Below are 14,512 nucleotides of genomic sequence, written 5' to 3'. Positions count from 1 at the left end.
CCTATCCCTCTTTTCGAGCCGCTGGTTTGTCGAATCCTGCTTTCACTGCCGCCGGCGGCAACCACACTTCAATCGTGTTCCTGGTCGGCGTATACACTTTTGACAATTGGCGAACCTGCCATTCCGGGTGCTGCACCAGTCCACCGAGGGCCTTCGCGCATGCCTGCATTGCGTCCGTGTGGTAAATCACCGTCGGCTCAGGGACGGGCGATGGCGGCTGGCGCGCCAGCCTTCGTGCTGAAGCATTCACATCCTCGATGGGCTGGACCGACGCGCCCACAGCCCGCCACGGATCCCGAAGCTGCCGCACCTTCTCGCGTCCTTCGTTGCCATAGATCTGGATGAAGATTTGCGCGCCCTGGCAAAGCTGCGTCGCAGGCTTCGTTTCCAAAACCTCGCTGGCTGGCTGCCGGCCCTGGGATGCGTCGCCCGACGGCGCCGCCGGAGGCGGATACGGGGCGCCGGACTTTGGTGCGGCCTCGCCGCCGCTCACCGTGGCGTCGGCAAGCACCGCCTGTTCGCAAAGACTATTTGGAATCTGATCGGGATCGCGGACCGCTGGATCGTATCTTGCCCAATAGCCCAAACTGCGCTCCACCGGGGTCTTGCTTCGCAATGGACGCGGGCACGCGGTGTCCGAAGTCAGCAAGGTGTGGCAGGCTGGATAGGTTTGCTGCAGCGGCTTGCAATGCAGCGCCGCATCCTGGATGACGGCAACCGCGTAGGGTTGCTTCAGCAGCTCCTGCTGCTGGCCCGCCTCCAGCGACTGCCAGACATACATCACTTCAGCGGCGAGGCGCGCCGCGCTGCGTTCAGCGTCCACCGAGCCACCGCTTTTAAGGTCGGCGTAAGCCGCATACAGCGGCCTGAGGAGATCCCGGTCGGGGTCCTGGCCGGCGCCGGGCGGCGTGGCTTTGTCGAAGGCCATACCCACCCCGCTGACTGCCGTCAACAACGCACCCAGGCCGACCGTTGCTCCTGCCGCCCGTCGAACGGCAAGGCGCACAGGGCTGCGCCCGGGATCTTCTTCCTTGTCCCCGGGCTCGCTCGCAGCCGCCTGGTCTTGCTGGCCATCCTTGTCGATCGGGCGAGCCGGCACTGCGGCCGCAGCGGGCAAGGAGTCCGCTAAACGCTCCACGCGCTCGAGCATTTCACCCGACAGGTAATTGCCAATGTATCGCCCCAGCGAGAAATAGCTCTCCCATTGATCCTCTGCGAAGAACTGGTCCGCCGTGCTTTGCTGTGGGAAGCTGTCGTTGTCGCGGGCGTAGTTGTGCACGTCCTCGGGCAAATCCCTCATCAGCGCAGGCTTGACCAGCACCAGCACGCCCTTCTCGTCGCTCGCCTGCTCTCCGTAGTCGATCTGCGCCAGGGCAATACAGGCATTGCATTTGTCGGAAACCAGGTCGTCCAGGGTGCCGACACCGCGCTGCTTCAGTTCGGCATCCGGCCGAATGAACCGGATGCTGGCACCGAGGTCGATACGGGCCCGCCGCAGCAGGTTTTCCAGGTCGTCAAAGCGATATTCGGGATCGGCGCCGCAATCGGCCAGCACAATCAGCTTGCAGCGCTCGCGAAGCAGCGGAAAGACTCCGGTGTTCTCGCAATGGCCACCATCACTGAGGTACTGGAATACATGTTCGGTGCCGGGCAACTGGCCGAACAACTCGGCGAGCAGGTATTTGTATTTCGGCACCAGTCCGGCACCGGAGGCAAGGCCGGGACGCGGCCCGCCGGAATCCCACCAATAGCCCAGCCTGATGCCAAGTGAGGTCAGCATCGCGGCGTAGCCAGGGCTGCTGCCGCTGCCATGCCCTGGCGCTACCGCGGCCCCGGAAATCGCCATCCAGGTGCCCACCGAATGTTCGGTGCCTTCTTTGAGTTGCCGCCATTCTTCAAGGCCGACGCGGTAATGCTTCGGCCCCACCACAGTCATGAGCTCTCCCTGGCGGTCGATATTGAACGCACCCTTGCGCTGGAACGTCTGGTTGACGCAGACGTTCATCAGATGCACCGGCCCGCCGTGCTTGTGCGGCTCATAATCGGACAGCTTGATGTCGTTCTTGCAGGCGCCGAGGTAAGCCTTGATCAGCCGCGACCGATAAAAATCGTGCAGCGACGAGCGGTTCAGGAATTGCAGGTGGCGCCCGGTGAACAGCACCCACACCATGGCCATACACGCCAGCCCGGCCAGCCAAGCCCAGGCGGCGCCGAAATCAACCTGCCCGGTCAATGAGTCCCACGCCTGGCTGGTGGCAAGCGCATGCACGACGGCGGTCCAGAAAATCGCCAGCGCAACCAGTCCGATCCGCCCGCCATAATCGACCAGCGTGGACATATTCAAGATGCGGGCAAAGTAGCTGCCCGGGGTCGCTTGCTGTGCCAGCGGCATCAGCACGCGGAAGACCGGCAGCAGCAGGACAAAGCCCACGCCAAGTACGCTGAGCACGCGCGGATTGTTGGCAATGCGCCATGCAATCCAATCGATCGCGCCCAGCAACAGCAACACGATCGCCAGGCTATACGCCAGGGTCAACAGGCTGTCGTCGCTGTTGCCCGCCCTGTGCCAGTACATGACGACAGAACATCCAGCCATCAAAAGCGGGATCACCAAGGCAAGCCATATGGTGGGCAACTGCGACACCGCATCCCATATTGCGAGCGCCTGCTGCTGGCCCGCCCCAGTCCTGCTCCAGATTAACTGGTTCATGGCTTCCCAGGCCAACAGGTCGACCGCGCCCAGCGCGCATCCGAGCATGATGCCGAGCATGCCGATTTCCAGGTGGATGCCCAGGAGGTTGCGCAGGAAGGTCACCACCACGGACTTCAGGTCGCCCACGCCACGCGGATTCAAATACCGGCTGTTGGCGCGCAGCCATTTGCGCAGCACGGACCGCTCCCCTGCCGCCAGCTCTTTTTGCAGGGCCTCCGCATCGTCGCCGGCCTGGGCCAGCCGGCCGAGCATGGCGCCGATATAGCCTCCGCCAGATACCGTCGACATCAGGTCGAAGCGCCAGAACTGCCTGTTGGCCGCCAATGCAGCTATAAGGCCGTAACAGAACGTCGCGCTCCTGACCCCGCCGCCTGACAGCGCGATGCCCCAGCGCCCTGGCTGCGGGATGTTTTCGCCTAGATGCTTGCGCCGCTCGGCCACCAGATCGTCCAGCTCGCTGCCCGCTGCGGCTGGTGCATTGCCCCCGTCCATGCTGCCCCCCTCATGACTCAATCGGTTAAGTTTTGAGTTTGCGCAGGAAGCACTTACATGAGGCTAAAAACCTGCAAAAAGATAATTCTTGAGTTTTTCCAAAGACCGTTTCAAACGGCGTCCGCCTGCCCTTGACTATGAGGGGGCAAGCCACCCTTTTGTTGCGCCATTGCACTTTGGGCCGAGAAACAAGATTGCATGAAAAAATCAATTTCCCCTTGACCAAACCGGCCCTGCCAATTAATATGCGTGCCTCTGTTGCACACAACACCGCAGCAGAGAGTTGAAGAAGTTAGCGCCCACGTGGCGGAATTGGTAGACGCGCATGGTTCAGGTCCATGTGCCGCAAGGTGTGGGGGTTCGAGTCCCTCCGTGGGCACCAAACGCTAATTTCTGAGACAAATGCAGTACCAGTGCCCACGTGGCGGAATTGGTAGACGCGCATGGTTCAGGTCCATGTGCCGCAAGGTGTGGGGGTTCGAGTCCCTCCGTGGGCACCAAGAATTCCGCAAAAAAGCTCCCCTCGGGGAGCTTTTTTCATTTATGCGCTCAGCGCCGCTTCCACTGCCTGCGATACGCTGCGGGTTGGACGTCCGATCAGCTTCTCCAGCGCTTTCCCATCATCGAACAAGCCGCCGCGCGCAGTGCCGGCATCCGAATCGGCCAGCAGCTCAGGCCACGGCGCTGGCACGCCCACGCCGGCCAGCACGGCGGCGAAGTCCGCCTGCGGCAAGTCGCGGTAGACCGCAGCCTTGCCCGACTGGCGCGCCGCTTCTGCCGTCAACTCCGCCAGCGTAAAGGAGGTGCTGCCAGCCAGTTCATACACCTGCTGCGGCGCTTCCGCAGTCAGCACGGCCACGGCGGCGGCGGCGTAATCGGCGCGGGCGGCGGCGGAAATACGGCCCTCGCCTGCACTGCCAACCATCTCCCCGCGCTGCGCAGCGCCGGCGATGCGGCCGTTGAAATTCTCGAAATACCAGCCATTGCGCAGCAAGGAATACGCCAGGCCGCTGTCGCGGATCGCTGTTTCGGTGGCGACGTGCTCCTCTGCCAGGCGCAGCGGCGAGGTATCAGCGCGCAGGATGCTGGTATAGGCCAGCAGCTTCACGCCTGCACGCTTGGCCGCGTCGACCACGGCGCGGTGCTGCGCCGAGCGTTTGCCGACCTCATTACCCGAGACCAGCAGCACACGCTCGGCACCGGCGAGTGCGGAATCCAGGCTGGCTGGATCGGTGTAGTCCGCGCGGCGTAGCTGCACGCCACGCGCCGCCAGGTGCGCCGCCTTGGCCGGGTCGCGCACGGCAGCCACGATTTGCGCTGCCGGCACTTTTTCCAGCAAACCCTGCACCACCAGTTGACCCAATGCGCCCGAGGCGCCAGTTACGACGATCATGTTTTTCTCCTTGGTTGAAAACAATGTAGGGCTATAATAGGACTAACACTAACTTTTCGTAAGTACGCACTTTTTAGTAAGTATGGAAAAAACTTCAAAATCCCTGCGCGCCGCCCTGGCCCGCCAGTCCGAAAGGCCAGGCAATGTGCTGGCGCCGGATTGTCCGTCGCGGGCTGTATTGAGCCATGTAACGAGCCGCTGGGGCGTCCTGGTGCTGGTGGTGCTGCTCGGCGGCACCCACCGTTTCAGCCAGTTGCGCAGGGAAGTGGGCGGCGTCAGCGAGAAAATGCTGGCGCAGACCCTGGTCGCGCTGGAAGGCGACGGCTTCGTGCTGCGCACCGCCCTGCCCGTGATCCCGCCCCATGTCGAATACAGCCTGACGCCGCTTGGCCGTGAAGTTGCCGGTCGCCTGGAGGTGCTGGTCGACTGGATTGAGGACAACCTGCCAAGCATCCTCACTTCGCAAGTCCGGACGGAGGCCGAGGCCAGCTTGTAATACACTGGCAGCGTGGAACAGAACAACACCATCCTCGTGGCAACCGGCGCCAGTCTCGATGTGGCGGCGCTGGAGCTGGCGCTCGCCCGGCACCAGTACCGGGTTGAATCGGTCACCAGCGGCCAGCATGCGCTCGAGGTGGCCGCCGCCGGCGGCGTGGTGCTGGTGCTGCTGGATACCGCGCTGGCCGGCGGCGCCGCGCTGGAGCTGACCGGCCAGCTGACCCAGGCCGACGCCGACCGCCGCATTCCGGTGCTGCTCATGTCGCACCGCCCGACCAACGACGAAAAGGAGCGCGCCGTCCGCGCCGGCGCCGACGGCTACTTCACCCTGCCCCTGGCCACCACCAGCGTCGTCGACCACGTCCTGTTTGCGCTGCAGGGCCAGCGCATCGGCGGCTTCGACCTCGAAGTGAACTACCACATGATGGCGGCCGCTTCGCCGGACGCCGTGGTGCTGATCGACATGGACAGCGGCCGTCCCGTCGACCTGAATCATCGCGCCGAACAGCTTCTTGGCCGCAGCGCGCTGGAACTGCTGACCGCTCCGTTTTCCTCCTTTTGCGATCCCCTGGAAATGAACGCCATGATGCAAAGCGTGCTGGCAGGCGAGCTGCGCGTGCACCGCATCACCCTGCGCCACAGCAGCGGGCACTCGGTCGAATGCAATGCCCGCGGCGTGCGGATCGCCAAGCCGGGCCGGCGCCTGTTCCATATCCGCATGGTGGACGTCACCGGCACCCAGCGCGCCGACGATTTGCGCGTCGGCCAGGAGCGGCTGCTGGAAATGATGGCGCGCGGCGTGCCGCTGGAAGATACGCTGCACAAGCTGGTGCAACTGGTCGAATCGCAATCGGCAGGCGTGCTGTGCTCCGTCATGCTGCTCGACGAAGACGGTGTCCATATGCGCTGCGCCTGCTGCCCCAGCCTGCCAGCCGCCTACGCCGCCCTGCTTGAAGGATTGGCCATCGGTCCCGGCGTGGGCTCCTGCGGCACCGCCATGCATCGGCGCGAAGCCGTGGTGGTGTCGGATATCGAACACGACCCGCTATGGGCGCCCTACCTCGACCTGATTCGCGGCTTCGGCCTGCGCGCCTGCTGGTCCATGCCCATCATGCAGGACGAGCACACCGTGCTGGGCTCCTTCGCCATGTATTACCGCACCGTGCGCCATCCGGATAACGAAGAACAGCGCCTGATCGGCGTTGCCAGCCACCTGGCCAGCATCGCTATCGAGCGCGCCCGCCGCGAAGCCGAACTGGCGCGCCACCGCAGCCACCTGGAAGAACTGGTCGAAGCGCGCACCGCCGAACTGACACGCGCCAAGCAGCACGCGGAACTGACCAGCGAAGAACTGCAATCGGCGCTGGAAAACCTCAGCATGACGCAGGATGAACTGGTGCGGCGCGACAAGCTGGCCGCGCTGGGCTCCCTGGTGGCTGGCGTGGCGCATGAACTGAATACGCCGATCGGCAATAGCCTGATCACCGCCACCACCCTGGCCGACCACACCGCGGCCCTGAGCACCCAGGTCGACGCTGGCATCCGCCGCTCGGAGCTGGACGCCTACCTGGAGCGCGCGCGCGAAGCGGGCGACATCATCCAGCGCAACCTGCAGCGCGCCGCCAGCCTGGTTGGCAGTTTCAAGCAGATCGCCGTGGAAACCACCGATACCCAGCGCCGCCACTTCTTCCTCGACCAGCTGCTGCAGGAAATGCTGGCGCCCCTGTGGGCCAGCCTGCCACAGCCGCGCCCCAGCCTGGTGCTGGACGTGGTACCCGGCCTGCAGCTGGACAGCTACCCGATCCCGCTGAGCCAGGCGCTGGGGCACCTGATCGACAACTGCATCATCCATGCCTTCAGCGCGCCTGGAGACGGCGAGCCGACCGTCACCATTACCGCCAGCGCGGAAGGCAGCGACGTGCTGCTGTCCGTGGCCGACAACGGCATCGGCATTCCGCCCGAGCACCTGCGCCGCGTGTTCGACCCGTTCTACACCACACGGCTCGGGGCCGGCCAGTCGGGCCTGGGCCTGTACATCACCCACAATATCGTGACCGGCGTGCTGGCGGGCCATATCGACGTGGCCAGCACGCCCGGCCACGGCAGCACCTTCACCATCCGCCTGCCGGCCTCCGCACCGCTATGAAACGACTCCTGATCCCGACCCTGCTGCTGGCCGCCCTGGCCACCGGCATCGCCAGCGCCCGCCCGGCCTGGTGGTACCTGTACCAAAGCCGCATCGACGGCCAGCGCGCCTGTTCGCAAACCCCGCTTGGCGAGGGCTGGGTACAAATGGCCGGCCCGTTTAAAGATGCCCATTGCGAAAACTTGGTGCGTAATAAATAATGAAGTCAAAGCAAGAAGCAGCGCCATCCCACAACCACAAGGAGACCGTATGTTTCAGAATCCCGAGCAGTTCGCCAACGCCACCAAGACGCTGTTTGAGTTCCAGCTGGAGACCTTCAACACCCTGACCAACCGCGCCATGCAAGGGGTGGAGCAAGCGGTGGCCCTGAATATCGCCACGGCGCGCAGGGCGCTGGACGACCAGATCGACGCCGGCCGCAAGGTCAATGCTTCCGTCACGCCGCAGGAGGCGCTGGACGTGATCAACGCCCGCCTGCAGCCCGGCATGGCCGCCACCAACGCCTATAACCAGCAGCTGGGCGCCCTGCTGACCGAAATGTCGACCGACTTCCACAAAGCCGCCGACGCCCACCTGGCCGAGGCCAAATCCAACCTGAGCGCCCTGATTTACGACGTGACCCAGAACGTACGCCCCGGTTCGGACAATGCCGTCGAAATTGTCAAAAAAGCCATTGAGAATGCATTCAAGGGCTATGAACAGGTAACCCAGGCGACGCGCGATGCCGTCACCGCCTTCGAACAGCAAGTAGAAAAGGCCAGTTCCGTTTCCAAGAAGTGACAGCGCAGCGGGTGACGCGCTATACTGTATATAAATACAGTTTTCGCGTCGCCTCGCCTGCATGAACCAAGTCCTTGAAAATCCGTTCTACTACCTGGAGAACTTCCATCAGGTCCTGCATTGGATTGGCGAGCGCTATAGCGACCTGCTGACGGACGAGGAAGCTGGATTTCTCGCCAGCTTCCCGACCGTACCCCAGCCGTCCCGCGCCCTGTTCGTGCGCATGGTGATGCGCAAGGGAGATTTGTTCCGCGCCTCCAGGTTGAGCTACCCCGAAATCGGCTGCACCATCGCCGCCGCCAGCCCGCTGGTCGAGCAAGGCTGGGTGGTGCAAGACCCCGAGCTGACCCTGGACGAGCTGTTCGACCTGCTGCAAAAGCCCGAGATCACCCGTGTATTCGCCCTGAGCGGCGCCGAACGCAGCGCACGCAAGGCCGACCAGCTCGAAGCCCTGCGCGAGCGCCACGATGGCAGCCACCGCTTCACATCCTGGTATGCCGATGCCGGCGACCAGGTCTACCACATCCTGTCCAAGCCCCTGTGCGACCGCCTGCGCCTGATCTTCTTCGGTAACTTCCACCAGGACTGGTCGGAATTCGTGCTGTCCAACCTGGGCATCTACCGCTTCGAGAAGGTCGAGTTTTCGCCGGCCGCACGCGGCTTCCGCTCGCGTCGCGACATCGACGACTACCTGGCCCTGCATGCATGCCGCGAACGTTTTTCGGAAGGCGAAGACCCGCTGCAGCTGGCGCGCGAGCTGCCGGCCCTGGCCGGCGACAATGAATGGCTGCTTAGCCGCCGCCAGAAAATGCTGTTCCAGTTCGGCCAGCAACTGGAAAAGCTGGGCAACTGGGCCGGCGCTTTCGAACTGTACGAACAATGCGCCTATCCCGGCGCCCGTGCCCGCGCCATCCGCGTGCTGGAAAAAGACGAACGCATTGGCCTGGCCTACGAATGGCTGCAGCGCGCGCAAGCCGCGCCCGAGAGCGAAGCCGAACGCCAGCAACTGCTGCGCATGGCCCCGCGCCTGCGCCGCAAGCTTGGCCACATGCGCGAGCCGGCGCATAAGCCAACGCCGGTCGAGCGCATCGACCTGGTGCTGCCGATGCCGGCCGAGGAATGGTGGGTGGAAGGCGTGGTGCGCGACCACCTGTGGCAGGACGAGGCGCCCTGCTTCTATGTGGAGAACGCACTGGCCAATTCCCTGTTTGGCCTGCTGTGCTGGGACGCGGTATTTGCCGCCATTCCCGGCGCCTTCTTCCACCCCTTCCACCACGGCCCGGCCGATCTGCACAGCGCCGACTTCCAGCGCCGCCGCGCCGCCCTGTTCGAAGCCTGCTTCGCGCGGCTGGAAGATGGCAGCTACCGCGACGCCATCCGCGCCAACTTCGCAGCCAAGGCTGGCCTGCAATCGCCCTTCGTCTACTGGGACGCAATCGATGAAGAACTGCTCGGGTTCGCGCTGGACTGCATTCCCGCTCCCCATTTGAAGCTGTGGTTCGAGCGCATCCTGCTCGACATCAAAGCCAACCGCAGCGGCTTCCCCGACCTGATCCGCTTCTGGCCCGCTGAACAGCGCTACCAGATGGTGGAAGTCAAAGGCCCCGGCGACCGCCTGCAAGACAACCAGCTGCGCTGGATCGACTATTGCGCCGAGCATGGCATGCCGGTGTCCGTGTGTTACCTGGCGTGGCAAACATGAACGCAACCGCGAGCTACACCATCGCCGTGCGCGCCCTGTGCGAGTTCACCGCAAAGCAAGGCGACCTTGACCTGCGTTTCACCCCCACGCCAACCGCACAGGAAGGCATTGAGGGCCACGCCATCGTCACCAGCCGCCGCGACGACGGGTACGAACGCGAGGTAGGCCTGTCGGGCCACTTCGGCCCGCTGCACGTGCGCGGCCGCGCCGACGGCTACGACCCGCGCCAGAACCAGCTGGAAGAAATCAAGACCTACCGCGGCGACCTTTCGCGCCAGCCCGCCAACCACCGTATCCTGCACTGGGCCCAGCTCAAGGTGTACGGCCACCTGCTGTGCAGCGCGCGCGAACTGCCCGCCGTGCGCCTGGCCCTGGTCTACTTCGACATCGGCACGCAGAAGGAAACCGTATTAACCGAAGAAGCGGATGCCGCCTCCCTGCGCGCCTTCTTCGAAGACCAATGCGGCCGCTTTGTAGCTTGGGCCGAGCAGGAACTGGCGCACCGCGCCGCGCGCGACGAGCAACTGCGCTCGCTGCGCTTCCCGCACGCAGGTTTCCGCCCTGGCCAGCGCGAGCTTGCGGAAGCCATGTACAAGGCCAGCGCGCGCGGCTGCTCGCTGCTGGCGCAAGCCCCGACCGGCATCGGCAAGAGCATCGGCAGCATCTTCCCGATGCTCAAGGCCAGCGCAGAACATGGCCTGGACAAGATATTCTTCCTGGCCGCAAAAACCAGCGGCCGCAGCATGGCCCTGGGCGCCGTCGAAACCATCAAGCGCAGCGCGCCTTTGCTGCCGCTGCGTGCGCTCGAACTGGCGGCCAAATCCACCGCCTGCGAGAACCCGGACAAAGCGTGCCACGGCGAATCCTGCCCATTGGCGCAAGGCTTCTACGACCGCCTGCCGGACGCTCGTGCAGCCGCCTTGCAGCAGCCCATGCTGGACCGCGCCTCGGTGCGCGAAGTAGCGCTGGCGCACCAGGTCTGCCCTTACTACCTGCAATCGGAGCTGGTACGCTGGGCCGATGTGGTGGTGGGCGACTACAACTACTACTTCGACATCAGCGCCATGCTGTACAGCCTGACACAGATGAATGGCTGGAAGGTCGGTGTGCTGGCCGACGAAGCCCACAATATGGTTTCGCGCGCCCGCAAGATGTACTCCGCCGAAATGGACCATGTGCGCCTGCGCGTGCTGCGCAAGACCGCCCCGGACGCGCTGCACAAGCCACTGGACCGCGTGCACCGCCAATGGAGCGCGCTGGAAAAGGCGCAGGAAGCGGAATACGCCAGCCACACCGAGCTACCCGAGAAATTCATGGCCACACTGCAAACAGCCTGCACCGAGATCGGCGACTACATGGCCGAGCATCCCGCCTGGTTCGATGCCGACATACTGGATTTCTACTTCAACGCGCTGCTGTTTGGGCGCCTGGCGGAAAGTTTTGGCGAGCATTCGCTGTTCGACATCGAGAAGTCCGACGGCGGCCGCGGCGCCGCGGCAGGCCGCGTGAACTCGCTGCTCTGCATCCGCAACATCCTGCCCGCGCCCTTCCTCAAACAGCGCTTCGAGGCCGCGCATGCGGTGGCCCTGTTCTCGGCCACGCTCAGTCCCTGGAACTACTACGCCGACACGCTCGGCATGCCGGCCGATACGGCATGGGTCGACGTTGCCTCGCCTTTCGACGCGCAGCAGCTCCAGGTACACATCGCCAGTCATATCTCCACGCGCTACCAGCACCGCGAGCGTTCGCTGGCGCCGATCGCAGCGCTGATGGGCGAGCAGTACCAGCGCCAGCCCGGCAACTACCTGGCATTCTTCAGCAGTTTCGATTACATGGAAAAGGCGGCCGACCTGTTCGCCGCCCGCCATCCGGACGTGCCGCTATGGCGCCAGGAGCGGCGCATGGATGAAACAGCGCGCGACGCCTTCCTCGCCCGCTTCCACGAAGGCGGCGAAGGTATCGGCTTCGCTGTACTGGGTGGGTCTTTTGGGGAGGGCATCGACCTGCCGGGCGACCGCTTGATTGGCGCCTTCATCGCCACGCTCGGCCTGCCGCAGATCAATCCCGTCAACGAGCAAATCAAGGCCCGCATGGAAACGGCATTCGGCGCCGGCTATGACTACACCTACCTCTACCCCGGCCTGCAGAAAGTCGTGCAGGCCGCCGGCCGCGTGATTCGCACCACCAGCGACCGCGGCACCGTCCACCTGATCGACGACCGCTTCGGCCGTCCGGAAGTCCAGGCCCTGCTTCCGGCCTGGTGGCAAGTCGGTGCGCCTTAGTGCGTGCGCTGGCCGGAGCCGCACAGTAAAGCGTGATTTTCCTTGCGCTGGCGGACGATGGCCTGGCGCTCCTCTTCGCTAACTGCGACCGAACCGCTCGAGCCGCCGAAGGCCAGCTTCGGAACCTTTTCGGAAAACTCGATCTGCTGCGCATCGCGCTTGCAGACTTCATCATCGGTCATCGGCTTGTTGTTACGGTGCTGGCTGGGGTTATACGGTGTCTTCCCGTCACTGCGCGCCGCGGTGTCGGCCGCTTCCTGGTTCGCATTCTCGCGCTTCAAGCGCCGTTCGCGCGAGTCGAGCTCACGCTGCTGCCAATCGTCGGAAGATGCCTTGGCGGGCTTCGCGGCCGCGCGCTGCACAGCAATTTCTTTACTCTTGACGCCATCCTGGGGGCGGTCGGAATAGTGCACCTTCCCGTCTGCATCGGTCCATTTAAAGAGTTGGGCATGCGCTGGTATAACGGCAAAGGCAAGGATCAGTGGCAAGATAATTTTCATAGCGCGAAGTATATGAAAAACGAGTCCTGCCGTGTCTCACACATTGTCACCTCATTGAGGTTTGGTTTTCAATTTCGTGCTCATTGCCTTAGAATTGCCTATTTTGCAAATCCCATCACGGCAGAATGAGCTACTTGAAAGCACTGATCGGCGCACTAATCGCATTTGCCGCAATTGGAACGGCGCAAGCAAAAGGGCCGAGCGACAGGCAGCAGATTCTTGATGCCATACGTCCGCAGGCCGCAGCAAGCCTTGACCAGCCGGTTCGCATCAAAGTCGACACGCTTAACATCGATTCCGGCTGGGCCGTCCTGGTTGGCAACCTGGTGGGGCCGCCCGGAAAAGATATCGATTGGGAGAAGACAAGTGCATGCAACCCCTACCTCGACAAAATGCTATGGGTCGTATTGAAGAAGAAAAGCGATGGCTGGCACGTCAAGCACATCGACTTATGCGCCTCCGAACCGCCCTACTGGTACATGGAACAATACGGCGGCTTCGTCTGGCCGTGCGGTGTTTATCGGGATCTGGTGGCGTTCGGCAACGAGACACTCGAGACCCAATGCCGGCGCGAAGGCAGGACAAGATAAGCCTCGGCCTAATCGGGTGATGGGCACAAACCCACCTGGCAGAACATGTCCATCGAAACGAGGAAGCCTGTGACCAGCAGGCTTCCCACTGTGTCGAACACCAGGCGTTATCCCGAAGGGAAAATGCTGGTCTTCTCAGCTTATGGGCTCAAATAACTTGAACAATGTCGCAATGGACCTAGAGCAACCACTAAAACGCATACGAGCTCAAATAAAGTTTGGCCGCACTGAAGGCGTGAGCGAAAAATTATCAGCCTTGCTCGAACACTTCAGGGGAAGCAGCCATGAAGCTGTAATTCTCGAAGTGTACGCGCTGGGGTACCTGCCAGACGTAAAAGGGTTTGCGGAAGCTGTGCCATTGCTTGAGCGCCTTTTGTCGCTAGAGATACCTGACAATGTCAGGGCAAATGCCTTAGGCTTCATGAGCCTTTGCATGAAGCGACTCAGTGTCGTTCCATCCGAAGCCGACCTCAATAACCCGAACCTCACCCATTTTATGGAGACCCTTCGCAGCGGGAACATCTTCGACTTCGACGCAAATCCTAACAGCCTTCACCGATATCCCATAACGAGAGACCTCGAGCTTGCGAAGAGGCTGGCATGGAATCAAAGCATCGAGAGCCCGTTTAAATCCTGGAATGGACTTCGCTCCAAGGCCAGCGCACAACGAAATAGATATTGCAGCGAGAATTTGATCAGCACTGCGCGCTTTGGCAAGATAATTACCTCTGAGATTACCGACATTTGTCAAAACAGGCTGGCCGGAGAAATCATGCATTTCTTCGACGATATATATGGTGATCTATCAGAGATCGCCGAAGGAAAAGCGGTCGGCTTCGAAACCGACCTTCATAAACAAATGTGGGAAGTCTACAAAAGAAAGGCATTCCCTTGTGGATGGATGGACAACTACCCGGATGAACAACTATGCGTGTTCATCCCCTATCGCCACTAGCGGAAGATTGGTGATCAGTGACGCTCTCGCTGCGATTGACGGATTCCCACGTTGCTGGCGGCTGGTATTGAGCTGGGCGGTTAATGGTCTTTTCAAACGGAGGTCGATTGAACCTCATGCCCTGAAAGGCAGACTCATTCATCCTGTTCTCGCCACCATTTCAGCAGCCCAAGGATGGTCAACGCAATACCGCCAAATAGGGCAGCGAAATACCAAACCAAATCCATCCACTCTTTTCCGGCGCGATGCCCCGACACGACTGAGACCAGGCCAACAAGTGTCAACAGCGGGCCAAGAACTAGCGGCGGCAATTTTTCCCACGGCAGTAACCACATAGATTTTCCTCACCCGATCCAAGCTAATTTCCAGTCCAGCGCTGCCATCATCATGCGCCCCTCGAATTGATGGTTAACCATAATTGTAATGGACCTGCTGCTCGTGTCTGTAGCCACAGTCTTCGA

The 14,512-nt window shown here is 62.4% G+C and carries 12 protein-coding genes and 2 tRNA genes; 10 read left to right on the top strand and 4 right to left on the bottom strand.

Annotation, left to right across the window (positions count from 1 at the left end; genetic code table 11):
• Window position 1 precedes the first annotated feature (1 nt).
• Window positions 2–3,205, bottom strand: a complete 3,204-nt coding sequence (locus ASD07_RS03890) for a patatin-like phospholipase family protein (protein ID WP_055925606.1) — start codon at window positions 3,203–3,205, stop codon at window positions 2–4.
• Window positions 3,206–3,502: 297 nt separating this feature from the next.
• Between ASD07_RS03890 and ASD07_RS03885 the strand changes: the two genes are divergently transcribed.
• Together ASD07_RS03885 and ASD07_RS03880 are read left to right on the top strand one after the other, a co-directional pair.
• A tRNA-Leu gene (locus tag ASD07_RS03885) sits at window positions 3,503–3,587 on the top strand.
• A 33-nt stretch (window positions 3,588–3,620) separates the two neighbouring features.
• A tRNA-Leu gene (locus tag ASD07_RS03880) sits at window positions 3,621–3,705 on the top strand.
• 41 nt (window positions 3,706–3,746) lie between these two features.
• On the opposite strand, the gene ASD07_RS03875 is transcribed toward ASD07_RS03880, so the two are convergent.
• A complete protein-coding gene (locus ASD07_RS03875; protein ID WP_055925603.1) occupies window positions 3,747–4,598 on the bottom strand; it encodes an NAD(P)H-binding protein in 852 nt (283 codons plus the stop codon).
• Window positions 4,599–4,680: 82 nt separating this feature from the next.
• Between ASD07_RS03875 and ASD07_RS03870 the strand changes: the two genes are divergently transcribed.
• The 6 genes from ASD07_RS03870 (at window position 4,681) to ASD07_RS03845 (ending at window position 12,006) form a co-directional block, all read left to right on the top strand.
• A complete protein-coding gene (locus ASD07_RS03870) occupies window positions 4,681–5,094 on the top strand; it encodes a helix-turn-helix domain-containing protein (RefSeq protein WP_055925600.1) in 414 nt (137 codons plus the stop codon).
• Window positions 5,095–5,106: 12 nt separating this feature from the next.
• Window positions 5,107–7,242, top strand: a complete 2,136-nt coding sequence (locus ASD07_RS03865; protein WP_055925596.1) for an ATP-binding protein — start codon at window positions 5,107–5,109, stop codon at window positions 7,240–7,242.
• The gene (locus ASD07_RS03860) at window positions 7,239–7,442 is read left to right on the top strand and encodes a hypothetical protein (RefSeq protein WP_055925593.1); all 204 of its coding nucleotides are present in this window, start codon (window positions 7,239–7,241) and stop codon (window positions 7,440–7,442) included. The genes ASD07_RS03865 and ASD07_RS03860 overlap by 4 nt, the downstream gene beginning before the upstream one ends.
• A 49-nt stretch (window positions 7,443–7,491) precedes the next feature.
• On the top strand, window positions 7,492–8,022 hold the full coding sequence (locus tag ASD07_RS03855) for a phasin family protein (protein WP_055925590.1): 531 nt from the start codon (window positions 7,492–7,494) through the stop codon (window positions 8,020–8,022).
• Window positions 8,023–8,083: 61 nt separating this feature from the next.
• On the top strand, window positions 8,084–9,724 hold the full coding sequence (locus ASD07_RS03850; RefSeq protein ID WP_055925587.1) for a VRR-NUC domain-containing protein: 1,641 nt from the start codon (window positions 8,084–8,086) through the stop codon (window positions 9,722–9,724).
• Window positions 9,721–12,006, top strand: coding sequence for an ATP-dependent DNA helicase (locus ASD07_RS03845; RefSeq protein WP_055925585.1), 2,286 nt, complete (start codon window positions 9,721–9,723; stop codon window positions 12,004–12,006). The genes ASD07_RS03850 and ASD07_RS03845 overlap by 4 nt, the downstream gene beginning before the upstream one ends.
• Here the strand turns inward: ASD07_RS03845 and ASD07_RS03840 are convergent.
• On the bottom strand, window positions 12,003–12,506 hold the full coding sequence (locus tag ASD07_RS03840; RefSeq protein ID WP_055925582.1) for a DUF4124 domain-containing protein: 504 nt from the start codon (window positions 12,504–12,506) through the stop codon (window positions 12,003–12,005). The genes ASD07_RS03845 and ASD07_RS03840 overlap by 4 nt on opposite strands.
• A gap of 134 nt (window positions 12,507–12,640) precedes the next feature.
• Between ASD07_RS03840 and ASD07_RS03835 the strand changes: the two genes are divergently transcribed.
• Both ASD07_RS03835 and ASD07_RS03830 read left to right on the top strand, forming a co-directional pair.
• Window positions 12,641–13,096, top strand: a complete 456-nt coding sequence (locus ASD07_RS03835) for a hypothetical protein (protein WP_156397855.1) — start codon at window positions 12,641–12,643, stop codon at window positions 13,094–13,096.
• A 157-nt stretch (window positions 13,097–13,253) separates the two neighbouring features.
• Window positions 13,254–14,051, top strand: coding sequence for a hypothetical protein (locus ASD07_RS03830; RefSeq protein WP_156397854.1), 798 nt, complete (start codon window positions 13,254–13,256; stop codon window positions 14,049–14,051).
• Between the two features lie 134 nt (window positions 14,052–14,185).
• On the opposite strand, the gene ASD07_RS03825 is transcribed toward ASD07_RS03830, so the two are convergent.
• The gene (locus ASD07_RS03825; protein ID WP_055925572.1) at window positions 14,186–14,386 is read right to left on the bottom strand and encodes a hypothetical protein; all 201 of its coding nucleotides are present in this window, start codon (window positions 14,384–14,386) and stop codon (window positions 14,186–14,188) included.
• Window positions 14,387–14,512 lie beyond the last annotated feature (126 nt).

Origin of the sequence: Duganella sp. Root336D2, from assembly GCF_001425005.1 — a bacterium.
GTDB lineage: Bacteria > Pseudomonadota > Gammaproteobacteria > Burkholderiales > Burkholderiaceae_D > Rugamonas.
The sequence above is the reverse complement of the archived record's forward strand: the minus strand, read 5'-3'. Positions and strand labels throughout refer to the sequence as shown.